The following is a 23,220-nucleotide window of genomic DNA, read 5'->3' as shown; positions in this document are numbered from 1 at the left end:
CGGAGCGCGAAAAAGGCTCCGAACTGCCTCTGAAACGTGCTGGTCTTCAGGGAAGGCGATGCGTCAGAAGTGACGCTAACGGCAAAGACACAGACGGCACACACAGCAAGAACTTACTGAGGGGATTATATGAGGCTGAGGTAGGGGCGTCAAAGGGGGGAAGCGTTAAATTCAGGGAATAGGGAACAGGAATTAGGGAATTAGAAAGCAAAAGCAAAGGGCACAGCACTCGCTGCGCCCTTGCTTTTTATGCCTTATCCCTCTTCCCTTGTCCCTGCCTTTAGAACGTGGTGGAGACCGTCAGGCGGAAAGTCTTGCGAGGTTCGCGGAAGAGGTTCTGCGCGCCGTACCCTGCGATGACTTCCGAGTAGGTGTAGTCGCCCGCGCCGCCCGGCGGGAACATGTCGCGGGTGATGAGCTGCGCGGAGCAGGACATGTTCTTTCCGGTGGAGAGAACCGAGTTGCAGTAAGGCCGCTCATAGAGACGGAGCGGGTTATATGCGTAGTAGAGCCGGAAGGGCGCGTTGATGATCGGCATGATGACGGAGATCTCGCCGCCGACCGACATACGAGGAACGAAGTTGGTTCCGGCAACGGGGTGAATATCGCGGACGAAGCCGACCTGCGAGCCCGGTATGCCGCCCTGGCAGGAGCCGTTGTTATAAACCGGGCAGCCGTACAGCGGAGCGGTGAGGGAGGCGAAGCCCTCGGGGCTCTGCTTGAGCTGGCCGCGGTTGGTGGCTGCGTCAATACCGAAGTCATCAAAGAAGGAGAAGGTGACCGGGCCGGCGATGGGAATGCGGTACTCAGCGTTGGCGCTGAGATTGGTGTCGCCGCCGACGGAGACGATGCCGTAGATCGGAACGGGCACCTGAATGCACTGGTTAAGCTGCGGATTTGTGGGATCACGCGGAACGCAGGTACCGTCTGGGTTGGTGAGCTGTACGTTGACGCGATTGGGGATGTAGCCGTAGGGCGTCGCTCCGCGGATATCGAAGCCGCGCAAGTCGGCCTCACCACCGGAGTAGAAGCGGTTGTTGGGCGGAGCGACGTCTCCGCCGAAGCCCTGAATGTAAGCCAGCTGCGCACGAAGTGCCAGAACGTTGCGGCCATCCGCGCGCGGCGTCAGGTAGTGCATGGAGCGGTAGCTCTTGTAAGCCACGGCAGGCGAGAAGTAACGCAGATTGCCGCCGATGCCGGAGAACTGGAAGGCCGCCGTGTATTCCTTGCCGGTGCGCGGCTTCTGAGGATTGTTCACCGTGTTGTAGACATAGGTGAACGAGGCAGAGCTGTTGACAATGCCGGTGAGCGCATTCGATCCCTGGATGCCGGACCGGAAGCTGATGGTCTGGAAGTAGGTCGACGAGGCCGTGCTGAAGGCCGTGATGTCCGAATTGGTGAACGAATAGGTAAAGCCCAGGCGCTGGAAGTTATGCCGCTTGAGCGGATAGCCGATGGAGAGGTTAAAGCCCTTAGATGACTGGTTATAGTTCTGCGTGAGGGACTGCTGCGCCGCGCTCAGGTTGGCTGAAAGGCCCGTCGTTGCCTGGTAGTTCTTAGCGGCGTTGTAGTCCTGCTTGGTATCAAAGACCTGGAAGCCGAAGTTCAGCGGGCGGTTGCGGAAGTAGGGCTGCGTGAAGCCGAAGAGGAACTGGCGGCTGACGTTGCCGAGGTTGCCCTGCAGGCTGAGTGTTTCACCGAGGCCGAGGAAGTTATTGGTCTGATAGTTGACGCCGAGGAAGGCTCCCGAAAGGCCGCTGATACCGCCGTTCAGGCCAATAGAATTCTTGCCCTTCTCTTTGACCTTGAGGAGCAGATCGACAGTGCCGGCCTCGGTATCCTGGTGCGCTTCAGAGTCCTGCTCCACCTTGAGCGGCTCAAAGTATTCAAGCTGGTTGAGGCGGAGCAGGCTGTACTCCCAGAGATTGGAGTTGTAGACCTGGCCTTCTTCCAGCATCAGCTCGCGGCGGATGACCTTGTCGCGGGTGGTGCTGTTGCCGGTGAACTCGATGCGGGAAACATAGAAGGGCTTGCCCTCATCGATGTCAATGTTGAGCGAAACGGTGTGATTGGTGTCGTCGTACTTGGGAGTGGGGATTGCGCCGAAGTTGATGTAGCCGAGCTGACCGTAGGCCTTCTTCAGGTTCTCGAGGCCTTTTTGCATGACCGTGGCGCTGAACCAGTCTCCGTCCTTGATGGCGAAGGTGGAGCGGAGCGCTTTGGTGTTGCTGACAGCCTTGTTGCCTGTAAAGGTGATGGAGCCGAGCCGGTAGCGCGCGCCTTCCTCGATGGGCATGAGGATGTCGACACGCTTGCCCTTGTTGGGGCGGAAGGTGAAGAGGTTCAGGCCGCCTTCGTCGCGTATCTGCGTGTGCGGCTCTTCAACGGCGGCATTGGCGTAGCCTTTGTCGCGGTATGCCTGGCGAACGCGCTCGGAGTCTTCTTCAAGCTTGGAGGAGTCGAAGGTCTTGGGGAAGAGGTTTTCAAGAAAGATGGAGTAAGGAATGCCGACCGGCTTGAGGTTAGCCATGGCGCGACGCAGCAGCAGCGAGCTGACGTGCGTGTTGCCGGTAAAGCGGATCTGGCCGACTTTGACCGTGGGGCCTTCCTTGATATTGAAGTTGACCTGTACAGAGGCCGGCGGAATGTTCTTCACTTCCGTCTTGATGGTCGCAAACTGGTGGCCGTGCTCGGCGAGCAGCGCCCGGATAACCGCCTCAGCGCGCTTGATCTTGGTGGGGTCATACTGACTTTCCACCGAAAGCGAGACCTTTTCCTTCTTGAAGCGGTCCAGAATGTCGGAGTTCGAGACGGAGTTGTTGCCCTTGTAGTTGATTTCGCGGATGGTGGGCTTTTCCTGCACGTAGACGTTCAGGATGACGCCCTTCTCGGAATCCTCGCGCTCAATGCGGAGGTTTTCAAAGTAGCCGGTATTCCAAAGCGAATTGAAGTCACGCTCAATGGAGACAGGGTCGTACTGATCGCCGACGTGGGTAAAGAGGCGTGCGAGAACCGTCTCCTTGGGGATACGACGGTTACCGATGACGCGAATCTGTTCGACGGTCTGGCCGGTGCTCTGCGCGAAAACGGCCCCAACGGCAAAAACGAGAAGAATGAGCGCGAGCAGGCGCGCCGTGAGGCGGCATGCGACGCGGGTAGAAAAGGAGATGTGCAGGTTCTGCACCGGATGCGAGACCGGGAAGGAAACCGGGCCCGGACCCTGCGGCGAGCACATGCCGTCGTCTTGCGTTCCTAAGTTCAATTTCACGGGAAAAATAAGCACACCCTCATTACGAAACAAAAATTCTGTCCGGCCGCAGGCGGAAAGACGATTATATTGGACGGCGGTCCCCCTGCCCAAACCGCATGGGAGGAATGACAAAGCCAACCCTCCTAGTCTACCGGAGCGAAACCGGCCGGAAGAGGCGGATGGCCCGCTCCGGCACTGTGATAGTTTCTGCTGCTTGCGGTTAGACGCAGCGACCGCAAACAGGGCATCGCAAATCTATCGACCTGCGCCTTGAAGGCGTCCATAATAGTTGGCGATGGAAGATGACGGCTCGATTTACGAGTTTTCTGCCGAGCTGCTGGACGGGCAGCCGCTGAGCCTGGAGTATTTTCGCGGCCATGTGCTGCTGGTGGTCAACACGGCCTCGCATTGCGGCTTTACGCCGCAGTATGCGGCTCTGGAAGAGCTGTACAGCCAATACAACGCCCGAACATTTGAGGTGCTGGGCTTTCCCTGCAACCAGTTTGGCAAGCAGGAGCCGGGCAGAGCGGAAGAGATTGCATCATTTTGCGAACGGAATTATGGGGTGAGCTTTCCCATGTTCGCCAAAGTTGATGTCAATGGCGCAGGCGCGCATCCTCTTTACAAGTGGCTGAAGCACGAGAAACCGGGCCTCTTCGGCATCGGACGGATTCCCTGGAATTTCACGAAATTTTTGATTGGGCGAAGCGGACACGTGGTGAGCCGACATGGACCGAATGTGGATCCTGGGAAGCTGCGTGAGGAAATTGAGGAGTTGCTGGGCTGAGGTCAGTTCAGCCGTCGAAGCGGTAGGCGCTGATCGCAGCGCCCATCGGCTCGTCGCTGAAGATGCGTTTGCCGGGTACGTCTCCTCCTGCACCGGCAGCCACCATGAGCGGAATCAGATGCTCCTCACGAGGATGCGCGAAGGCGGCGTTAGGTGCGGTGCGCCAGTTGGCGAGTTGCGTTGAGCGGATAGGCTCCGGCTGCTCGACGGCTTCCGTGAGCCAGTGGTCAAAGGCGCGGGCGCGATCCCGGGTCTCCGGATGCATATAAGCGCGCAGGTTATGGAAGCTCATGCCGCTGCCGACGATCAACACGCCTTCGTCGCGCAGAGGGGCGAGTGCGCGGCCGGCGGCGATGTGGAGAGCCGGGTCAAGCGAAGACGCCAATGAAAGCGTGACGACGGGAATCTGCGCCTGGGGGAATGCGACCTTGAGCGGCACAAATACGCCGTGGTCATAGCCGCGCGTGGAGCTTTCGGCAGCGGGTAGGCCTGCGTCTTTGAGCAGCGCCCGTACCTGGCTCGCAAGCTCGGGGTCGCCCGGCGCGGGCCAGGTGAGCTTGTAGGTGTGTGTGGGAAAGCCGCTGTAATCGAAGATCAGCTCAGGATGGGCCGCCGTGCTCATAGTGAAGGCGGCCTCCTCCCAGTGGCTGCTGATGACGAGCAAAGCCCGTGGTGGTGCAAGTGTGGCGGCAAGGCCGGCAAGAAAGCGCTCTGTTGCGTGCCAGGTGTCCGCCGGCCCCCATGTCCAGTCCATAAAAAAACACGGCCCGCCACCGTGGGGCAGGAAGATGGAAGGCTGGCGTGGGGTGGAGTGAGACATGCGGCTCCTTCGGGAGAGGTTCGGGCGAAGATTATCGTTCCAACGACTATTTTAAGATGCGCTGCACAGGAGATGGATTCGGGGATTTCTATTCGATGGCGAAGACGGCGTAGACGGTGGCTTCTTCACGGATGGTCTGCGGACGGATTTCCAAGGGAGCGGCAGGCACTTGAGGAGAGGCAGCGGCGACGGACGCGCTCTCCGTATTCATAACCCCCATCCGGCGGAACATTGCAACCCTGGGCATTTCGTTGCTGGCATAGATGAGTGCGCCAAGTTTTACGTGTAGACCGTCAGCCATCTCAGCGGCCACGGCCCGAGCCTTAACAAGCGCATTTGCTGCGGCCTTTGCCTGTAGTGATTTTCTGTCTGCGAAACGCCACTCGATTCCTCCGCTTTCATTGGCTCCAGCGGCGATGGCTACGCGAATCACTTCTGCTGAGTTAGCTGGCGGAACGGAGATGATCCACGACTGATGAAACATGAACTGCTTCTTCGTACGCTCATCCGCCGGAGTTTTGTCATCAAAGTTCGAGTTGTGTTCCAGGCCCTGCCCTGCGCTTTCAATGTTTTCGTCTTTTACGCCGAGCTTCCGCATGGCATCCATGATTCCGTGCGAGAGCTTACCGCCATCCGCATAGGTGCTTTGCGAATCCGCTCCATAAATCTGAAACCCGATGGCCACAGCGGCAATATCTGCAGTGGCAATCGCCTCGTCAGAGGTGTTGATGGTAATGGTCTTATTGTCGCGATTGACTTGAATGTTCTGCGCCGGCGCAACTCCTATGAATCCGGCAACAAGCAACAAAATTGGAATGGCTTTTTTGACACGCATCATCAAACTTTCCTCTTGGAATGGCAGAGCAACAACTTAGACATGATGGATTTCTACTCGATAGCAAAGACGGCGTAGACGGTGGCTGTGCGGCTGACCTTATGCGGTTCAATGGCAAGCGGCGGAGCTGCGACCTTGTCCGAAACCATGCCGTTCAACGCCATGACGCGAGGGCGAATCCCGCCGCCGCCACTCAGCTCATTGGTGACATAGATGAGATTGCCGAGGCGGACATTCATGCCTTTGGCCAGCACGGCGGCATTTTCCCGGGAGCGCTCGGCAGCTTTGTTGAGCGCGTCCTTTTCCAGCGCCTTCTCGTCCTTCACAGTCCACTCGATCTCGCCGCTCGAAGTGGCTCCGGCATTGATGGCGATGTCGAGAACCTCGGCGGCGCGTTCGGGAGCGACCCGCACCGTCCACTGCTGCGTGAGCCTGTACTTGTGCTGCTTGGTGCTCCAGTCGCGGTCAAGATACTGGCGCTCGCTGCGAATGTCGGTCTCCGGAACTCCGGCCTGCTTTACGGCATCGATGATGGCGTTGGATGTACGCGCGCCCTCGGCATAGGCCGCCTTTGCATCATTGGGCTGCGTGGAGAAGCCGATATGCAGAATCGCCACTTCCGGCTCGACCGAGACAGTCTCTGACGCGGAGACGGAGAGAGTGCGGTTGGTGGAGTCGATCTTGAACTGCGGCTGGCCTGGCTGCTGTGCCGCGACCGATCCGGCGAACCCAGCAAGCAGAAAAAGAATCGCGAGAGTTTTCGTGGAACGCATTCCCATATCCTCCTCACGGAAGGGCAGAGTAACACACTCTGCGATGACAAACGGTTAAGTGATGGCGCGGTCGAGATGCGTATAGCCGCCATCGACAACGAGCTGCTGGCCGGTGGTGTGTCCGGATTGCGTGGGCGAAAGGAGAAAGACGGTCATGGCGGCAATTTCTGCCGCGTCCGTCATGCGATGGCCGAGTGGAATGCGCTCCGCGATGCGCTTGAGCGCAGCCTCGGGGTCAGGTTGTGTGCTGACCCACTGGCGGTATTGTGGAGTCATAACCTCCGCCGGCAAAACGCAGTTGACCCGAATGCCAAAGGGTAAGAGTTCCACGGCCCACTCACGCGTAAGGGCAAGCTGTGCGCCCTTGGCGGCGGCATAGGCGCTGGTGCCCCCCTGGCCCGTGAGTGCCACCTTGGAGCTGATGTTGACGATTGCGCCCTTGTGGGCTTTAAGCAGCGGAAGCGCATAGTGCGCCAGCGCATAGTAGTGCAGCAGGTTGTGGCGGAGGCTTTCAGTAAAGCGGTCTGGGCTGCCATGTTCCAGGCTGATACCGTCATTGGTTCCGGCGTTGTTCACCAGCCCATCAAGGCGGCCGTATTTCTCTTGAATGTGCTCAACCGCGCGGCGGCATTGCGTTGTGTCCGCCAACTCTGCGTGAACGAATTCACAAGGACTGCCCGCGGCGTGAAGCTCAGCCCGAAACTGGCGAACATGTTCCGAGATCCGGCCGAGTGAGACGACACGCGTACCCTCGGCAAGGCAGGCGCGCGTGATGGCCGCGCCAATGCCCGCTCCGCCGCCGGTGACGAGAATGAGATGCCCTTCCAGTCCGAGGTCCACAGTCGCTCCTGGTTTAAATATAATTTTTGCCTGCGCGAGTGTTCAGCGCAGGTTCATGAAGCCGCCGTCGATGTAGTAGTCCTGGCCGGTAATAAAGCCAGCCTCGTCAGAGGCGAGATATAGCGCGAACTGTGCGATTTCGTCCGGTTCTCCCATGCGGCCGATGGGCTGCGCAGCGGCCAGAACCTTCATTTGCTCGGCTTCATGACCGGGATAATTCTTCGCCAGGTAGCCATCGACAAAGGGCGTGTGCACACGTGCCGGTGAGATGCAGTTGCAGCGGATGCCCTGCGCAATGGTATCGCGGGCGACCGAGAGAGTCATAGAGCGGACCGCACCCTTGGTCATGGAGTAGGCAAAGCGGTCCGGAATGCCGGAGCTGCCGGCAATGGAAGCCATATTCACAATGACGCCGCGGCCGGCGGCAAGCATGGGCTTAAGCGCAGCCTGCATGGTGAGGTAGGTTCCGCGAATATTGACGTTGTAGAGGCGGTCGAGATCGGCAGGCGTGGTGGTGACTATTGTGCCGATGTGCGCAATTCCTGCCGAGTTGACGAGCGTGTCCGCGGGAGCGCCGAGAAGCTGCGACACCTGCGCAAAAGCCTGCTCGACGCTTTCCGGGTTCGAGACATCGCAGGCAATGCCCACAGCGACGGCGCCGTCTGCAGCGATGGATTCAGCGGCTTCGGCAACTTTTTCAGCGTTGAGATCCATGAGCGCAACCGAGGCTCCGGAAGAAGCAAAGAGCCTGGCAATGGCAAGTCCGATTCCACTGGCGGCGCCGGTGACCACGACCCGCCTTCCCGTTAGACTGAACACTCGCATGCTCCTCGACTCGATTTCAGCGCGGCTTCGATTGAGTTGTAAAGCGAAGTTTGGAGCTTGTCAAATGAGAGTGATGCCAACTGACATGATCTGCTCAAACACGGTAGACTTCGTTCGATAGCCTGCAAGCCAATCTGAGGAGAGCTTTTTGAAATCGATTACCATCACCGGGGCTCGCATCGTCGATCTGCGCTTTCCCACATCGCGCGAGCAGATTGGCTCCGATGCGGTGAATACTGACCCCGATTATTCGGCGGCTTACTGCGTGCTGGAGACGGACTCAGAGCTTGAGGGTCACGGACTGACCTTTACGCTGGGTCGTGGCACGGAACTTGTGACCGCCGCGCTCAAGCATCTTTCGCGCTTTGCCGTTGGGCGGACCCTCGATTCAATTACCGCAGACATGAACGGCTTTTACCGCAGGCTTATTGGCGATACGCAGTTCCGCTGGCTGGGACCGGAGAAGGGTGTGATTCACCTGGCTGTGGCCGCGGTGTTGAATGCCGTGTGGGACCTGTACGCTAAAGCAGAGGTCAAGCCGGTATGGCGGCTGCTGGCGGATATGACGCCGGAGCAGATTGTGGCGGCGATTGATTTTCGCTATATTGCCGACGCGCTCTCGCCCGACGAAGCATTGGGAATTCTGCGCAAGGCAAAGCAGGGACAAGCGGAGCGGATTGCATTTCTCGAAGAAAACGGCTACCCCGCATATACGACTTCTGTGGGCTGGTTCGGCTACAGCGAAGAGAAGATTCGCAGGCTGTGCCATGAGGCGCTTGCCGATGGATGGACGCATTTTAAGCTGAAAGTGGGCGGCGAGCCGGAAGACGATCTGCGGCGCGGGCGCATTGTGCGCGAGGAGATTGGCCCGCAGAACCGCATCATGGTGGACGCGAACCAGAAGTGGGGAGTCGAAGAAGCGATTCGCCGCACGCGGCAGCTGAGCGAGCTTGACCCATGGTGGATGGAGGAGCCGACCAGCCCCGATGACATCCTGGGCCACGCACGGATTCGGCGTGAAGCCGCGCCGGTACGCATTGCCACCGGCGAGCACTGCCACAATGCGGTGATGTTCAAGCAGCTACTGCAAGCGGGCGCGATTGACGTGTGCCAGATTGATAGCTGCCGCGTGGCGGGCATCAACGAGAACCTGGCAATCATTCTGATGGCCGCCAAGTTTGGCGTTCCGGTGTGTCCGCATGCAGGTGGCGTGGGCCTATGCGAGTTTGTGCAGCACCTGGCGATCTTTGACTATCTCGGCGTTTCAGCAACGCTGGAGAATCGTGTGCTGGAGTTTGTGGACCACCTGCATGAGCATTTTGTGAATCCGGTTGTGATTCGCAGAGGCCGCTACATGCTGCCGAAGGCGCCGGGATACAACGGCGACGTTCTCAAGGAGTCACTGGAAAGATTCGCCTATCCGGAAGGCGCGGAGTGGAAGGGAGAAGCGAGTGAAGCTGATCACATTTCGGCATAACGGCGAGGTGCGGAGTGGAGTGATCGAGGGCGAGAGGATCAAGCCGCTGATCCGCTCCGGCGGAGACGATGCGCTTGCGCTCATTGCAAGCGGCAACGCGGAGCCGAAGTTTGACGGCACGACGATACTGTTGAGCGAGGTGACCCTGCTTGCGCCGTTGCTGCATCCGCCGAGGATCTTTGGCATCGGCCTCAACTACCGCGAGCATGCTGCAGAATCGAAGATGGCAGTGCAGGCTGTGCCGACCGTGTTTCTGAAGCTAACGTCGTCGATCTGTGGTCCGGATGCTGATGTGGTGTTACCTGCGAATGCAACGCAGACGGACTACGAGGCGGAGCTGGCGGTGGTGATTGGCAAGCCAGGATTTCGCATCAAGCCGGAAGACTGGGAGCAGCATGTCTTTGGCTACACAATTGTGAATGACGTAAGTGCGCGCGATGTGCAGCTTGCTACATCGCAATGGACGCTGGGCAAAAGCTTTCCCACGTTTACGCCGATGGGACCGGTGATTGTCACGCGCGAAGAGATCGCTGATCCGCATGCGCTTGGCATTCGGCTAACACTGAGTGGCGAAGTAATGCAGAATGCAAACACGCGGGACCTGATCTTTCACATTCCTGAACTGATTGCATACATTTCGAGCATTGTCCCATTGGAAGCAGGCGATGTTATCAGCACCGGGACGCCGCCGGGAGTGGGTCTAGGCCGCACGCCGCAGCGCTGGCTGCGCGATGGCGAAGAGATGGTCATCGAAATTGATGGCATAGGTTCGCTGCGCAATCGAACAAGGCAGGAAACAGCGCAGGCATAACGCGAAAGGACAGCAATGCTTCGTACAGGAATTCTGAACCCGCGGATCAACTCCCTGCTGAGCCGCGTGCGGCATACCAACGCGCTGGTCATTGCGGACCGCGGGTTTCCCTTCTGGCCGCAGATTGAGACAGTGGACATTACGCTGGTGGACGATTTGCCGACGGTGTTGCAGGTGCTTGAGGCCCTTGCGCCGAACTTCATCATAGGCAAGGCATGGATGGCAGCAGAGTTCCGCGAGCATAATCCGCCAGAGTTGGTTCAAAAATTTGCGAGCGCTTTGCCGTCCATTGAATTTGAACCGCATATCGAATTCAAGCTGCGTGTGCCTGCGGCGATTGGACTGATTCGCACGGCGGGCACGGCGCAGTATTCGAACGTGATTCTTGAATCCGCCTGAGCGGCGCAGCCTGATCGCTCTCGAAGCCCGCGTACACTAAGTGGCGAGGCTATGAGCACTGCGATCGAGTTCCGGAATCTCTTCTTTGCCACGCGGCAGGGCAGGCTGCTGCTGGACGGCATCTCGCTCGCGCTCGAAGCCGGAACCACAACCGCGATCCTGGGTCGCAGCGGTTCCGGCAAGACCACGCTGCTGCGTACGGTGAATCGCATGGTGGAGGCAACCGGCGGTGATGTGCTGGTAAGCGGCAAGAGTGTGCGCGATACAGACCTGATTGCGCTGCGCCGCGGCATTGGCTACGTGATTCAGGAGTCTGGGCTCTTTCCGCACTTCACCGTTGAGCGCAACGTCGGCCTTGTTCTTGAAGCGGAGGGGCATTCGCGAGCGGAGCGCGTCCAACGAAGTCACGCACTGCTGGAAACAGTCGGGCTCGATCCAACGACATTCAGCAGTCGCTATCCGCATCAGCTTTCCGGCGGGCAGCGTCAGCGCGTAGGTGTGGCGCGCGCGCTTGCAGCGGAACCGAAGGTACTGCTCATGGATGAGCCTTTCGGCGCGCTGGACCCGCTCACGCGGGCGGAGATGCAGGAGATGATGCGCGATCTGATGGCGCGTATGCAGAAAACTGTCGTGCTTGTTACGCATGATCTGGACGAGGCACTGTATCTCGCCGATCGCATTGTGCTGTTAAGCAGCGGCAAAGTGATTGCCGATCTCGCGCCGGAAGCATTCATGCAATCCACAATGCCGGAAGTGCAAGCCTATCTACATGCCTTTCGTCGTGGAGTGGGCAACGCTGCTCATGGGAGAAGCGCATGAGTTCGTCCTTTCTTCAGCAGAACGGCGCAACGATCCTCTCGCTCACCATCGAGCATCTCTGGCTGACCGCAGCCGCCATGCTTTTTGCTGCGGCCATTGCGGTACCTGTAGGAGTATGGCTCACGCGCTCGCCAGCATGGGCGCGGCCTGTCATCGGTTTGGCAAATATTCTGCAAACCATTCCATCGCTCGCGATGTTTGGATTTTTGCTGCCGCTTCCATGGCTCGGAGACCGCGCGGCGCGCATCGCAATTGTGGCGCTCACGGCATACGCGCTGTTGCCGATTCTCCGCAATACGTACGCAGGCATCCGCGGCATTGATCCTGCGGTAATGGATGTGGCGCGCGCCATGGGTTTGACCGGTACGCAGCGTCTCTTCAAAGTGGAGCTCCCTCTGGCGGCATCGTTCATTCTCACCGGCCTTCGCACGGCCACGGTCACATGCATCGGCATTGCCACAATTGCAGCAGCTGTGGGCGCAGGCGGACTTGGGGAGCTGATCTTCCGCGGCGTGGCCTCTGTCGACAATCGACTGGTGCTTGCAGGAGCCATTCCGGCTGCAGGACTGGCGCTGGTAGCGGATGCTGTACTTGGGATTTTTGAAAGACTCTTAACGGTGAAACGATGAAATTCTGGCCTTTTGATTCAAAAATTAATATAGAGCGCCCCGACTCAGAACCTTCAACATTAGAACGGCTCACTGAACAAGAATGCACCAAAGACATATTCTTCCTTCTCTATGTGAAGTTATTACAAGAGAATATGCCTGATTCCACAATTGAATTTTCGGGCGAGTCAGTTATTCGAATCGTGAATTCAGTGGGAAAAGAGTCCTTCTCATACCTGGATAACTTATGGCTCAAATACTCGGATGGAGGCGAAGATCGCGCCGAGTTAATCAAGAAGCATGTGCGAATGGTCCAGAATATCGGAAAGTCAGATCCGCCCATTGAAAAGCAGAACATAGTGGCGATGATCAAAGACTCTGAGTACGCGAAAAAGATTCCTGGAAACGGAAACACCATGGCGGAGCATCTTTGCGGTGATCTTTGGATTGTTTATGCAGTAGATGAGCCGGAAACAATTAAGACCTTATCGCTCGAATCCATAACAGCGGTTGGACTCGAAGAAGACGAGCTTCGTAATCTTGCAGTGGAGAACCTGAGTAGAATTTTGCCTGCTGCAGAATGCCACGGAGGTGGCCCCTGGTATTTATTGACGGCAGGGGCCGACTATGTAGCAAGCTTGCTTCTTTTCAACAACATCTGGGAGCAGGTTGCGGATATGGTTTCCGGTAACATAGTTGCGACCGTGCCGACTCGTGATGTGCTTATGTTTACTGGGTCGGAATCAGAGGAGGGCCTTTCAGGGATGCGCGCAAAATCACAAGAGTTATGCCGCACCGAACCTTATTCGATTTCGGAATCTTTGATTGTGCGCAACGCGGGCAAATGGGTAATGTTCAACCTGACTTGATCACATAGCCGGAGTCATCCAAACTTGCGTCAATTTCTACAAAACACACTGATGTGCTGTTTAATGATTGCGCTCACAGCATGCGAACCTCCACGCGCAGATCATCCCGTCATCGGCGCAAAGAACTTCACCGAGCAGGTCGTTCTTGGTGAATTGCTGGCGCAGGAGATTGAGGCAAAATCAAATCTCAAGGTGGAGCGCCGTTTTTATCTCGCAGGCAGCTACATATGCCACCAGGCGCTGGTTTCAGGCCGCATTGACGCGTATGTGGAATACACCGGCACCGCGCTCACGGCCATCCTCAAGCAGCCCGTGGATCGCAACCCGCAGGGTGTTCTCGATACGGTGCGCAGCCTTTATGCTTCGCGCTACGGCGTCACCGTTGCCGCACCACTTGGATTTGAGAACACATTCGCGATGGTGATTCGTGGTGAGGATTCGCGGCAACTGCATCTGACCATGCTGAGCCACGCAGCGCCGTACACGCCAAAATGGCAACTGGGCGTTGGGTATGAATTTCAGCAAAGGCCCGATGGCCTGCCGGGCCTGAGTCAGGCGTATGGGCTCAAGTTCGCAGCGCCGCCGCGCACGATGGATCTGGGACTGCTGTATCGCGCGCTCAATGCACATCAGGTGGATATGATTGCTGGCAATTCAACGGACGGCCCGATTCAGGCGTTCGGTCTTACAGCGCTTCAAGACGACCGCCATTATTTTCCGCCATATCAAGCGGTGCCTCTGGTACGTCAGGCTGCGCTGCAGCGCTGGCCGCAGATGCAGCAAGCCCTTGATGTACTGGCTGGCAAAATCACTGCCGAAGATATGCGCACCATGAATGAAGCCATCGATGGCCAGCACCGCGATCCCGGCGACGTAGTGCGCCAGTTCCGTGCAAAGCGCGGACTCTAACTAAACTTCGATGACGGCCTTCGATAGATTGCGCGGCTTGTCCACATCCACGCCATGTTCGAGCGCCATGAAGTAGCTGAAAAGCTGCATTGGAATCACTTCGGCAATCGGAAGCAGATACTCGCCCGTCGGCTCAACCTCGATAACATCCGTGGCCAGCGCGGCAATGCGTGTATCGCCGGTATTGGCAATCGCAATCACGCGTGCGCCCTGCTTCTTCATGTCTTCGAGCAGCTGCACCGTCTTCTCGTAGCGAAGCACCGAGTCTTCAAGCCCGCTATCCACCGTGGCCAGCACCACGAGCGGAACGTGGTCGCCAACGAGCGCATTAGGCCCGTGCTTCAGCTCGCCGGTGGGATAGCCTTCGGCATGCACATAGCTCGATTCCTTCATCTTCAGTGCGCCTTCGCGAGCAATGGCATAGTGAATACCACGGCCAAGGTAGAGGAAGGTATTCGCATCCGCATATTTGCGGGCCAGAGTCTTCGCCGTATCGCGCCAGCCATCGAGCTGGCGAGCGATCTGCCCTGGCAGAGCGCGCAGCTCGCGAATGCTGGAAGAAATCTGCGCGGCATCCATCACTCCAAGCCGCTCGGCCTCATACAGCGCGAGCAGATAGAGCGCAGTTAACTGCCCCGTGAAGCTCTTTGTGGCCGGAATCGCCAGCTCTTTGCCCGCGGCCAGCGGCATGGCGGCAGCGGCCTCACGCAGCATGGAACTTCCCGGCACGTTGGCAATCGCCAGCGTCGGCTCACCGGCCTCGCGCGCCACGCGCAGTGCGGCAAGCGTGTCCGACGTTTCGCCCGACTGCGATATCACCAGCACAGAAGGCCGTCGCGGGTTTGCGTTTACGCGCGTGCCCCACTCGCTGGCGTATTCCACGTCCACGGCCAAACCACAGAGGTCTTCAAGCAGTATCTCGGCCGCCAGGCCCGCATGGCGGCTTGAGCCAGAGGCGGCAATCAGCACTTCGCCGCGCGGATTCAACCACTGGGCAATGGCCCCAAATGCCTCAGTCTTGAGCTTGTCGCCCTCAAGATACAGATCGAGCGTGCGCCCGATAGCTTCAGGCTGCTCATAAATCTCTCGTAGCATGGCATGGGGAAACTCGCTCATCGTGCTCTCTCAGCGGCAGTAGCCAGATTCAATTCTATAGGTTGCGTGTTAAAGCTGGACCTCTGAGGGTGCGCAAACGAGCGAGTTGGTCCATGGCAGAAAATTATGACTGCGCCACATCCTGATGATCGCCCTGGATATGCGAATACGCTCAATAGATGCCCGGAATAAGCCGCTTCGTACTACGGCTATAGTCTTCGTAATCGGCTCCAAAAGCATTGCGGAGGGCTATCTCTTCAACATGAATGCGATATAAGAGCGCCAGAGTCGTTGGAACGAAGAAAACAGCGAAGCACGCCCATGTGCGGGTATGTAGGGCATAGGCCAGCAGAATCAGCTCCAGGCCGAGATAAGAGGGGTGACGGACGAGGCGATAAAGCCCTCTTCGCTGTAGCTCCTGCCCCTCACGCATTGCAACATTGGCGCTGAAGGCTTTGCCCAGCGTAATGATTGCTACGGCGCGAATGACCAAACCGAGAATCAGAATTCCCAGAGCCCCCGGCAGCAACCAGCTATTTCGTCCTGGCATATCGGAAGGGAAAAACTTGTGCATCCATCCGTCTATCAAGCTAGATCCAACGATCACGATCCAGAGAAGGATTTGCGTTCCACGGTCTGATATCTTGCCTTTCCCTTGTCGTGTATAGGTGAGGATGGCGATGAGAACTTCTCCCACCAGCCATACCCCTCCTAATATTCTGAAGAAAAATTCGAGGTTCATGTGGCTCCTCAAGCAGACAGCGTGTGAATCGCGCCGACGAGTTTGTCGAGATCAGCAATCGATGTATACACATGCGGCGTAACGCGCACGCAGCTGATGTTCTCCCACACAATGCCCACGGTGTGAATCTTGTACTGGTTGAAGAGCGCGCTGTCGAGCTCGCCGGGCGTCATGCCGTCAATGCTGACGCCGCAGATGGCGCATGAGTAGCGCGCATCGAGCGAAGTATGCAGCTTCACCTTCTTCGCCTCGCGCGCCTGGCTGGCCCAGTAGTTCTTGAGATAGCGAATGCGCTCTTCCTTGCGTTTGGGCCCAATGCCCATGTGGAAGTTGATCGCCTCGCCAATGCCCTGCTCCAGTGGAAAGCTGCGCGTGCCAAGGCTTTCGAACTTGCGAATGTCTGTGCTGTGCGGGTGGTCGTTGCAGGTGAGCGGGTAAATCTTTTCGATCTTGTCCTTGCGGATCCACAACATTCCCGTGCCGATGGGCGCGGAAAGAAACTTGTGCAGGCTGGTGCCGAAGTAATCACAGCCAAGATCGGGAACCTTGAAGTCCATCAGCCCGAAAGAGTGCGCGCCATCGCAAATCACTTCTATATTTCGCGCATGCGCCATGGCGCTGATCTTTGCCACGGGCATCGTCTGCCCAACCCAATTGACCATGTGCGTTACGTGGATGAGCTTGGTGCGGGGCGTGATGGCCTGCTCGTAGGCCTTCACGATGACCTCGTCATCTTCGATCGGAAAATCGAAGCTGATCTGCTTGTAGACGATCCCATCGCGCATGGCTCGCTGTTTGTAGGCGTTAATCATGTTGGGATAGTCCTGCTTGGTGCCAATGACTTCGTCACCGGCCTTCAGGTCCATTCCATAAATGACAGTGTTCAGCGCTTCGGTCGAATTCCGGTTAATGGCAACTTCGTTCGGATCAGCCCCAGCCAGGTGCGCCAGCTTCTCACGCAGCGGCTCTCGGCCCTGATCCATGATGCGCCACATGTAGTAGGACGGCCCCTCGTTGGCAAGCTGGTTGTAACGCTCCACGGCCTGCTGCACCACCACTGGCGCGGGCGAGACGCCGCCATTGTTGAGATTGATCAGGTTCGGGTCCACCGAATACGCCCGCTGAATCACGCTCCAGTAGTCTTCATTCTGCGCGGCGTCCGCGTGGCTCAGGCCACTAATAGCGGACGACGCCGAGGCTAACTCAGCGGCATGCGCCTCAAGGAAGAGGCTGCTCGAAGAAAACGCGCCCGCCAATGCGGCGGTGCTGCGCAGGAAAGATCGGCGGCTACTGGTAGTCATAACTCAGACTGTAGGCCCATGCCGCCGGGCAATTCCACAAAAATCTTTGGGTCCAGAAAAATCTTTACGGCCTGCCCGTCAACTGCCGAATCAAATCTGCCTCGTGCTGCCGGTAGGGCCGCCCATCGGCATAAAACACGTCGTGAAACCAGATGGTCGGCTGGATATTCACATACGGTCTCTGCCAGGAGTCCCAAGGGAGATTCGTCTGGCTCTTGCCCACCACCAGTCCCCAGTTGATGGCCGCCACATGATGCTCCTTTGCAATCGGGAGAATCGTGTCAAAGGTGCTGCCCGCGCCGCGCGCCATGTATTCGGTGCAGATCAGCGGCCGGTGAAACTGCTCCAGCATCTTCACATGCGCCTCAAAATCCTCCGGCCAGCCGTAGTTGTGAAAGCTGATCACATCCGACTGCTCAATCTGTACCTGCGACATAAGCGACATCTTGTCCAGTGAGCTCCAGTCACCCTGCCAGATGCCGCTGGTCAGCGGCTGGCGCGGATGCGCACTGCGCGCCCATGCAAAGACCTGCGGCAGCAGCGCCCGCACAAGCTGCTCCTTGGTGTGGCCTTCGTTCTTGCCGTAGGAACTGTCGTTCCCGTTGTCCGGCTCATTCCACAGATCCCATGCCAGCACACGGTCATCGTTGGCAAAGGCTCCCACCACGCCCTTTACATATTTTTCGAGGCGCGGATACTGTGCCGGATCGCGCAGAATATCGTTGCCCGGCGCCTGCACCCAGCCGGAGTTATGCACGCCGGGGATCGGCGGATGCTGTGGGCCCAGCTTGGGATTCGGATCCCAGCAAGAATCAAAGAGCACAAAAACCGGACGGATATGGTGCTTCGCCGCGATGGTCAGAAACACATCCATCCGCTTCTTAAAGCCCGCAGGGTCCTGCTCCCATAGCAGGTTGTGCAGAAAGACGCGCATGGTGTTCATGCCGATGCCCTCAGCCCAGCCCAGCTCGCGGTCAATCGTCGGCGCGTCAAAGGTATCCGGCTGCCACATCTCCAGCTCGTTGATCGTAGTGGAAGGCAGAAAATTCGCGCCCACCAGCCACGGCTGCCGAGCATACCAGGCATTGGCATCGGCCTCGCTCCAGCGCGCCGATGTCTCCTGAGCCGCTGCACCTTGCGCCAGCATGAGGCATAGACAAACCATCCAGCCCAATCGTCCCGCGAAACTTTTCATGCTTTCCTCCAATGTAAACGTACACAATTCAGCCGCAGATACGCCAGATTGAGCTTGTATCTCAACAATCCGAAACACGCCAACCTACGCCTTTCACGGCACCGGCACAAGCAGGGTCTTGCTGATTACTGTCGTCAATCCATCCAGGATTCTCAGATGAACTGCGGCAATCAGTGCATCCTCCTGCCATAACGCCTCCGCAGCCAGCCATGCGCTTTCCCGCGCGGCAGCCAGGTTCCACGCAGCAATCGTGTCTTCCAGGTGCGTAACCGGAGGCAGCGCGTCACCCGGCAACCGCACATCCAGTGTCTGCTTTGCTGTTTCTACCAGCGCATCCATCGATGTGTTCAATGACGTGTAATCCGCATACTGCGGTGTGCCATGTTTCGGCGTTATGTTTGTGCTGCGGCAGGTCTGCACAATGGCCTGGGGAAGATCGTGATTGATATGCGCATTCATGCCAGCCAATGCAAATTGAATCCGTGCAATTGGAGCCTGGTCACGCACTGCAAACACCGCTGCCCAGCATCCCGGGCACGATGCCCCGCTCAGGTAGTCACGCAGCGCGTCAAAATAGTACGTCGCAAATGCAACATCCAGCGCAGTCAGCCACGCCGCATCGCTGAATCCCCCAGCTGCGACATCCTGCTCCACCGCCTGCGTCACCTGCATGTACAGCCAGTTAAACCACCGCAAGCCATCACTCGCCGCGCAAATCGAATCGATGGTCTTCATCAGGCCCAACACATCTGCAATGGAGTTCGGCGTCGTTTGTAGTACTGTTTCGAGCGCGGCATCGTAGGGAAACATCGGGGTGCCTCTCCTTCGTCAGAGCCTTCGTGTAGGGGTAAAAAGTCAGTTACGAGTCTAATCGCGAAACAAGCGAACAGATACTCCCATTCCATCGCAATCGGAACTAAACTATTTTCGGTGGCCTGCCATGCTTCTGGATATCGCCAAAGCGACTTCCTTCTTCCTATGCATAGTCTGCCTGTACCATGCGGCCATTCACACCTTTTTTCTTCCCGGCACGCACTGGCGCGAGCGGCTGGTATTTGCGCTGGTGCGGCTGGCCTTTGCCGCCTGCATCTGCCTGCTCAGCGGAATACTCTTTCTTGTGCCCGCGCGCACCAATCCCGATCGCGACCTTGCTCTCTCGCAGACGCCGCCTGTGCGGCTCTATCTCTGGTCACTCGGCGCGATTGCCGCGCTTTTTATTCTCGGCTGGTTCCTCTCGGACCTTGCCCAGCAGAGCGGCCACTTCATCACTTTCCGCAATCTCCAACAGCTTTAGGGGCAAAAGCATGGGCCCGGCGAGGCCGGGCCCATACTTTTACGAATCACCGATCACGAACAACTAACCACTAAAAGGTGGCCTTCAGTCCGAACTGCACAAGGCGCGGCTCAAAGGTGCCGGAGACCGTACCGCCGCCGGTGGCTGGGCCGCCTTGCGTGCCGCTCAAACCGCTCGAGGGCAGGTAGAGGTTGGTGTGGTTGAAGATGTTGTACAGCTCGGCGCGGAACTCCATACCTACCCGTTCCGTCACGTGGAATTTCTTGTTGAAGTCCAGGTCAGTCTCGTAGAAGTTGGGCGTACGGGCCGGGTTGCGCGACGCATCGCCGAAGGGATTCAGCGGGGTGCCGTTTGCATCCTTGATGGCCGGCAGTGAGAATGCCGCCAGGTTGACATACTGCACAGTGCCGTTCACCGCGCTCACTTTCTGAATGCACGAGCGGCCGCTATGGCAGTTGTTAACGCCTACCGAGGGAACTCTGTTTGGCCGGTATTCGTTGGCGCCGCGGTAGGTGGCCGATATCTGCGGGCTCACCGCCTGCGCCGAGTTCGGCGTGTAGCCGATGTTATACGGCGTGCCGCCCTGCATCGTGTTGACCGCGCTCACCTGCCAGCCGCCCAGCACCGCATCCACTACTGAATTGGCAGAGCCCAGATATTTGCGGCCATGGCCCACGGGAAGCTCGTAGACAAGGCTGGTTACGTTGGACACGGGCAGGTTGTAATCGCTCTGGTTGTAGTCGGCGGCCAGATTGTTGGCATCCTGCGGGCTGGGCGTGTTGCCTTCCAGAGACGCCGAAGCGTTGTCTGCCGCGCGCTCCCAGGAAAATGAGTTCAGCAGCGTCAGCCCCTCGACAAACCGCTGCTCGTACTTGAGCTGCAGCGCGTTAAAGTGCGACCAGAAGACGTTGCCGGCTTCGGTAATGTCGCCGTAGGTAAATGTAGTACCCACGTCGCCACCCCATGTGGGATAAGGCCGCACAAAGCCTGCGCCCGCAGCCTGATCGGTGAGCGGGTTCGCAAGGCCCAGTGCCGGGTTGCCCTGGTTGGCGTTAAAGAAGCCCTGCAGCTTCAGGCCGTGATTGCCCACGTAAGCCAGGTCAACCAGAACGTTCTTGCTGAGCTGCCGCTGAACGCTTAAGTACCAGTTCTCCACGTAGCTGTCGCGCGTGTTCTTGGGAACATACGTGATATTGTCGGTGCCCGGCGAGAAGTTCGTCGCCAGCCCCGTCGGGTAGCCCTGGTCCACCGGTCGGTAGCCTGTAGAGGTTGCAGTGCCTGGCTGATTGACGGAGACGAACAGCGCGTTGGGAGCATTGATGGGCAGAATATCGCCCGAACCGGCGCGCGTGTAGTGCGCATAGCTGATGCCAAAGCCGCCGCGCAGCACCGTCTGCGACAGAAACTGCCATGCCAGGCCGATGCGCGGGGCAAAGTCGTTCAGATCAGGATTCACAAGCGTTTTGCCGTAGACGCCGCCGCCTTTGTACGGCTGAATAAACTGGCGCCCGTGTAGCCCGGCGTAAGCGTCAGCATGGAGACCGATCCCGGAACCCAGTTCGAAAGATTGTTGTACTTCTCCGAGTAGGGCGCGCCATACTCCCAGCGCAAACCCAGGTTCAGCGTCAGCTTCGACGTAACCTTCCAATCGTCCTGCGCATAGACGTTATCCATGCTGTCCAGCAGATGGGCCTTGAAGTAGGTGGCCAGCGCGTAGTTGTTGGATGCGCCGAAGAGGAAGTCCGCCCAGTAACTGTCAGCGACTGTCGTTCCGACGGCGCTATATCCCTTGCCAAAGCTGAACGAACCGAAGAGCGGGTTGGAGTCCTGCACTTCCATCCAGATCTTCTCGTACTCATATCCGAACTTGAATGAGTGCCTGCCCTTGACCCAGGTGAAGTTCACCTTGGGGTCCAGCAGCGAGGGGTTCTGCCACTGGGGGTTGGTGCTCTGGCGTCCAAAGCCGCTGAAACCGCCGCTGACGCCGATGGAAGGAATGCCGCCGGCCACGGTCGGATCCGTCGGCAGGCCCGGAATCGTAATGTCGTTCTCGCCAATCGAGAGCGTGAACTTGCCGGCCTGGGTGCCGCTCAAGCCCAGCCGCGCGTCGAGCACCTTATTGTTGCCGAAGAGTCCGGTATAGCCCAGCACAACCTGCTGATCCAGAATCTTGATGCGGCCATTGGTCTGACCATCGAGCGGGCCTGGAAGCGTGCGGAAATTGATGCCCGTCTCCTTGCGGTCGCTGATGCGCAGGAACCACGAGTTGCGCTCGTTCTGCTGATAATCCAAGCGCAGATCGCCCTTGTCGGCGTTGTCCGTGAACGACGCGTTCGTCGCGCAGTTGTTCACCGCAATGCCCGTGGACGTATTGATGCCCGGGTTACCCGGCGCAGTCAGGCACTGCGAAGGAAGCTGGCCGTAATAGGTGAGAATCTGTTTTGCTACCGAGCTGATATTCGGCGAACTGAGAATCGACGTGCCAGCCGCGTACTGCGTGCCGGTGTACGGGTCCTGTACCGGAACAGCCAGGATGCCGTTGATTTCGTTCTGGGTCGGCACCGTCAACACTACTGTCGGTGTCAGCGTCTGCCGGAAGCCCTCGTAATCCAGGAACCAGAAAAACTTGTTCTTGATCGCCGGGCCCGAGAAATTGGCTCCAAACTGGTTGCGGTTAAAGCCAGGCTTGGGAAAGACGTGCGAGCCGCTGATGGGATGAATGAATCCAAAGGCGTTCAGGTCCGTATTGCGGAGATACTCGTACAGGGTGGCATGAAACTTGTTTGTGCCGCTGCGGCCTGCCACGTTGATCGTTGCGCCGGAGGAGCGTCCGTATTCCGCGCTCTCGTTATTCGTCACCACCTGGAACTGCGAGATGGAGTCCGGCGGCGGCTGAATGATCTGGTTGTCAAAACCCTGGTTGCTCTCGCCGTAGGCGTTGTTGTCCAGGCCGTCCAGCAGAAAGTTGTTGAACATGGACCGCTGGCCGTTCACGTTGTACGCGCCTGCGCGTACCAGGCTGGTGACAGCGGTTGTCGTTGCGGCTGTGGGCGCCTGCCGCGAACCGGGCACCAGTGCCAGCAGGTCAGAATAGTTGCGGCTCACCAGCGGCAGGCTCGCCGTCTGGTAATTCGAGATCGTCTGGCCGCGTTCGCTGGTTTCCGTTTCGGGCGCAACTTCCAGGCCCACTACCTCAACCGTTGTCTCCGTGCTGCCCACCTTCAGGGTCAGGTCAATACGTACGCGGCTGGCCACAGAGACATTGATATTCTGCGCTTCGGCGGGCGAAAAACTGCCGGAGGTGGCCGTGACCGAGTAGCTGCCTACTTTTAAATCGGGAAATTCATAATCGCCTGCGCTATTCGTCACCGTGTGGGCCGAAATGCCCGTGGCGGCGTTGGCCGCCGTCACACTCGCTCCGGATACTGCCGCGCCGGAGGCATCCTTCACCGTGCCAACAAGGCTCCCGTTGTCAAACTGCGCCCAAGCCGGCACTCCAAAAACCGCCACGCAAATGACGGTAAAGAAAATAGATAATAATTTCACTTTCATAGCTGAACCGTAGCCAGCT

Annotated in this window: 22 protein-coding genes; 9 read left to right on the top strand and 13 right to left on the bottom strand. The window is 58.1% G+C overall.

The window, feature by feature from the left end:
* Positions 1-280: 280 nt before the first annotated feature.
* Positions 281-3,268 carry an outer membrane protein assembly factor BamA gene (gene bamA / locus VO84_RS11130; protein WP_231737886.1) on the bottom strand — a complete coding sequence of 996 codons (2,988 nt, stop codon included), beginning with the start codon at positions 3,266-3,268 and terminating at the stop codon, positions 281-283.
* Between the two features lie 277 nt (positions 3,269-3,545).
* Between bamA and VO84_RS11125 the strand changes: the two genes are divergently transcribed.
* Positions 3,546-4,037, top strand: coding sequence for a glutathione peroxidase (locus VO84_RS11125; RefSeq protein ID WP_058187679.1), 492 nt, complete (start codon positions 3,546-3,548; stop codon positions 4,035-4,037).
* A 7-nt stretch (positions 4,038-4,044) separates the two neighbouring features.
* On the opposite strand, the gene VO84_RS11120 is transcribed toward VO84_RS11125, so the two are convergent.
* From VO84_RS11120 to VO84_RS11100, 5 genes are all read right to left on the bottom strand, one after another.
* The gene (locus VO84_RS11120) at positions 4,045-4,857 is read right to left on the bottom strand and encodes a DODA-type extradiol aromatic ring-opening family dioxygenase (protein ID WP_058187678.1); all 813 of its coding nucleotides are present in this window, start codon (positions 4,855-4,857) and stop codon (positions 4,045-4,047) included.
* Positions 4,858-4,945: 88 nt separating this feature from the next.
* A complete protein-coding gene (locus tag VO84_RS11115; RefSeq protein ID WP_058187677.1) occupies positions 4,946-5,695 on the bottom strand; it encodes an SIMPL domain-containing protein in 750 nt (249 codons plus the stop codon).
* A gap of 50 nt (positions 5,696-5,745) precedes the next feature.
* Positions 5,746-6,465: an SIMPL domain-containing protein gene (locus tag VO84_RS11110; protein ID WP_197413989.1), complete on the bottom strand. Its 720-nt coding sequence runs from the start codon at positions 6,463-6,465 to the stop codon at positions 5,746-5,748.
* 54 nt (positions 6,466-6,519) lie between these two features.
* Complete coding sequence (locus tag VO84_RS11105; RefSeq protein ID WP_058187675.1) at positions 6,520-7,305, bottom strand: L-fucose dehydrogenase; 786 nt, start codon at positions 7,303-7,305, stop codon at positions 6,520-6,522.
* Between the two features lie 42 nt (positions 7,306-7,347).
* The gene (locus VO84_RS11100) at positions 7,348-8,130 is read right to left on the bottom strand and encodes an SDR family NAD(P)-dependent oxidoreductase (RefSeq protein WP_197413988.1); all 783 of its coding nucleotides are present in this window, start codon (positions 8,128-8,130) and stop codon (positions 7,348-7,350) included.
* A gap of 148 nt (positions 8,131-8,278) precedes the next feature.
* On the opposite strand from VO84_RS11100, the gene VO84_RS11095 reads away from it, so the two are divergent.
* The 7 genes from VO84_RS11095 (at position 8,279) to VO84_RS11065 (ending at position 14,022) form a co-directional block, all read left to right on the top strand.
* On the top strand, positions 8,279-9,607 hold the full coding sequence (locus tag VO84_RS11095) for an L-fuconate dehydratase (RefSeq protein WP_058187673.1): 1,329 nt from the start codon (positions 8,279-8,281) through the stop codon (positions 9,605-9,607).
* Positions 9,582-10,418 carry a fumarylacetoacetate hydrolase family protein gene (locus tag VO84_RS11090; RefSeq protein ID WP_058187672.1) on the top strand — a complete coding sequence of 279 codons (837 nt, stop codon included), beginning with the start codon at positions 9,582-9,584 and terminating at the stop codon, positions 10,416-10,418. Before VO84_RS11095 ends, VO84_RS11090 begins: the two co-directional genes overlap by 26 nt.
* Positions 10,419-10,433: 15 nt before the next feature.
* Positions 10,434-10,817: an RbsD/FucU domain-containing protein gene (locus VO84_RS11085; RefSeq protein ID WP_058187671.1), complete on the top strand. Its 384-nt coding sequence runs from the start codon at positions 10,434-10,436 to the stop codon at positions 10,815-10,817.
* A 51-nt stretch (positions 10,818-10,868) separates the two neighbouring features.
* Positions 10,869-11,636 carry an ATP-binding cassette domain-containing protein gene (locus VO84_RS11080; RefSeq protein ID WP_058187670.1) on the top strand — a complete coding sequence of 256 codons (768 nt, stop codon included), beginning with the start codon at positions 10,869-10,871 and terminating at the stop codon, positions 11,634-11,636.
* Complete coding sequence (locus VO84_RS11075) at positions 11,633-12,265, top strand: ABC transporter permease (protein ID WP_058187669.1); 633 nt, start codon at positions 11,633-11,635, stop codon at positions 12,263-12,265. Before VO84_RS11080 ends, VO84_RS11075 begins: the two co-directional genes overlap by 4 nt.
* Positions 12,262-13,113 carry a DUF1444 family protein gene (locus VO84_RS11070; protein WP_058187668.1) on the top strand — a complete coding sequence of 284 codons (852 nt, stop codon included), beginning with the start codon at positions 12,262-12,264 and terminating at the stop codon, positions 13,111-13,113. Before VO84_RS11075 ends, VO84_RS11070 begins: the two co-directional genes overlap by 4 nt.
* Before the next feature lie 63 nt (positions 13,114-13,176).
* On the top strand, positions 13,177-14,022 hold the full coding sequence (locus VO84_RS11065; protein ID WP_331458407.1) for a glycine betaine ABC transporter substrate-binding protein: 846 nt from the start codon (positions 13,177-13,179) through the stop codon (positions 14,020-14,022).
* Here the strand turns inward: VO84_RS11065 and VO84_RS11060 are convergent, their stop codons facing one another.
* The 5 genes from VO84_RS11060 to VO84_RS11040 all read right to left on the bottom strand — a co-directional run bounded on the left by VO84_RS11060 (position 14,023) and on the right by VO84_RS11040 (position 19,165).
* Positions 14,023-15,138 (bottom strand): SIS domain-containing protein, encoded by a 1,116-nt coding sequence (locus VO84_RS11060; RefSeq protein ID WP_058187666.1) that lies wholly within the window; start codon positions 15,136-15,138, stop codon positions 14,023-14,025.
* Between the two features lie 151 nt (positions 15,139-15,289).
* Positions 15,290-15,859 (bottom strand): methyltransferase family protein, encoded by a 570-nt coding sequence (locus tag VO84_RS11055; RefSeq protein WP_058187665.1) that lies wholly within the window; start codon positions 15,857-15,859, stop codon positions 15,290-15,292.
* An 8-nt stretch (positions 15,860-15,867) separates the two neighbouring features.
* The gene (locus VO84_RS11050; RefSeq protein ID WP_058187664.1) at positions 15,868-17,160 is read right to left on the bottom strand and encodes an aminotransferase class V-fold PLP-dependent enzyme; all 1,293 of its coding nucleotides are present in this window, start codon (positions 17,158-17,160) and stop codon (positions 15,868-15,870) included.
* Positions 17,161-17,224: 64 nt separating this feature from the next.
* Positions 17,225-18,355, bottom strand: coding sequence for a cellulase family glycosylhydrolase (locus VO84_RS11045; RefSeq protein ID WP_058187663.1), 1,131 nt, complete (start codon positions 18,353-18,355; stop codon positions 17,225-17,227).
* A gap of 93 nt (positions 18,356-18,448) precedes the next feature.
* Positions 18,449-19,165, bottom strand: a complete 717-nt coding sequence (locus VO84_RS11040; RefSeq protein ID WP_058187662.1) for a DUF5995 family protein — start codon at positions 19,163-19,165, stop codon at positions 18,449-18,451.
* A 130-nt stretch (positions 19,166-19,295) separates the two neighbouring features.
* Between VO84_RS11040 and VO84_RS11035 the strand changes: the two genes are divergently transcribed.
* Entirely contained in the window at positions 19,296-19,649 is a 354-nt protein-coding gene (locus VO84_RS11035; RefSeq protein ID WP_058187661.1) for a hypothetical protein, read from the top strand.
* 70 nt (positions 19,650-19,719) lie between these two features.
* On the opposite strand, the gene VO84_RS23045 is transcribed toward VO84_RS11035, so the two are convergent.
* Positions 19,720-21,105: an outer membrane beta-barrel protein gene (locus tag VO84_RS23045; RefSeq protein ID WP_058187660.1), complete on the bottom strand. Its 1,386-nt coding sequence runs from the start codon at positions 21,103-21,105 to the stop codon at positions 19,720-19,722.
* A complete protein-coding gene (locus VO84_RS23040; protein ID WP_231737885.1) occupies positions 21,102-23,201 on the bottom strand; it encodes a TonB-dependent receptor in 2,100 nt (699 codons plus the stop codon). Before VO84_RS23040 ends, VO84_RS23045 begins: the two co-directional genes overlap by 4 nt.
* Positions 23,202-23,220 lie beyond the last annotated feature (19 nt).

This window comes from Occallatibacter gabretensis (assembly GCF_001449115.1).
Lineage (GTDB): Bacteria > Acidobacteriota > Terriglobia > Terriglobales > Acidobacteriaceae > Telmatobacter > Telmatobacter gabretensis.
Note: the sequence above shows the minus strand (reverse complement) of the source record. Positions and strands in the feature narration are given on the sequence as shown.

Excerpts from the sequence above, each read along its gene's own strand:
- VO84_RS11125 (WP_058187679.1), top strand. The coding sequence starts at position 3,546 with ATGGAAGATGACGGCTCGATTTACGAGTTTTCTGCCGAGCTGCTGGAC.
- VO84_RS11120 (WP_058187678.1), bottom strand. The coding sequence starts at position 4,857 with ATGTCTCACTCCACCCCACGCCAGCCTTCCATCTTCCTGCCCCACGGT.
- VO84_RS11115 (WP_058187677.1), bottom strand. The coding sequence starts at position 5,695 with ATGATGCGTGTCAAAAAAGCCATTCCAATTTTGTTGCTTGTTGCCGGA.
- VO84_RS11110 (WP_197413989.1), bottom strand. The coding sequence starts at position 6,465 with ATGCGTTCCACGAAAACTCTCGCGATTCTTTTTCTGCTTGCTGGGTTC.
- VO84_RS11100 (WP_197413988.1), bottom strand. The coding sequence starts at position 8,130 with ATGCGAGTGTTCAGTCTAACGGGAAGGCGGGTCGTGGTCACCGGCGCC.
- VO84_RS11085 (WP_058187671.1), top strand. The coding sequence starts at position 10,434 with ATGCTTCGTACAGGAATTCTGAACCCGCGGATCAACTCCCTGCTGAGC.
- VO84_RS11080 (WP_058187670.1), top strand. The coding sequence starts at position 10,869 with ATGAGCACTGCGATCGAGTTCCGGAATCTCTTCTTTGCCACGCGGCAG.
- VO84_RS11075 (WP_058187669.1), top strand. The coding sequence starts at position 11,633 with ATGAGTTCGTCCTTTCTTCAGCAGAACGGCGCAACGATCCTCTCGCTC.
- VO84_RS11070 (WP_058187668.1), top strand. The coding sequence starts at position 12,262 with ATGAAATTCTGGCCTTTTGATTCAAAAATTAATATAGAGCGCCCCGAC.
- VO84_RS11065 (WP_331458407.1), top strand. The coding sequence starts at position 13,177 with ATGATTGCGCTCACAGCATGCGAACCTCCACGCGCAGATCATCCCGTC.
- VO84_RS11060 (WP_058187666.1), bottom strand. The coding sequence starts at position 15,138 with ATGAGCGAGTTTCCCCATGCCATGCTACGAGAGATTTATGAGCAGCCT.
- VO84_RS11055 (WP_058187665.1), bottom strand. The coding sequence starts at position 15,859 with ATGAACCTCGAATTTTTCTTCAGAATATTAGGAGGGGTATGGCTGGTG.
- VO84_RS11050 (WP_058187664.1), bottom strand. The coding sequence starts at position 17,160 with ATGACTACCAGTAGCCGCCGATCTTTCCTGCGCAGCACCGCCGCATTG.
- VO84_RS11045 (WP_058187663.1), bottom strand. The coding sequence starts at position 18,355 with ATGAAAAGTTTCGCGGGACGATTGGGCTGGATGGTTTGTCTATGCCTC.
- VO84_RS11040 (WP_058187662.1), bottom strand. The coding sequence starts at position 19,165 with ATGTTTCCCTACGATGCCGCGCTCGAAACAGTACTACAAACGACGCCG.
- VO84_RS11035 (WP_058187661.1), top strand. The coding sequence starts at position 19,296 with ATGCTTCTGGATATCGCCAAAGCGACTTCCTTCTTCCTATGCATAGTC.
- VO84_RS23040 (WP_231737885.1), bottom strand. The coding sequence starts at position 23,201 with ATGAAAGTGAAATTATTATCTATTTTCTTTACCGTCATTTGCGTGGCG.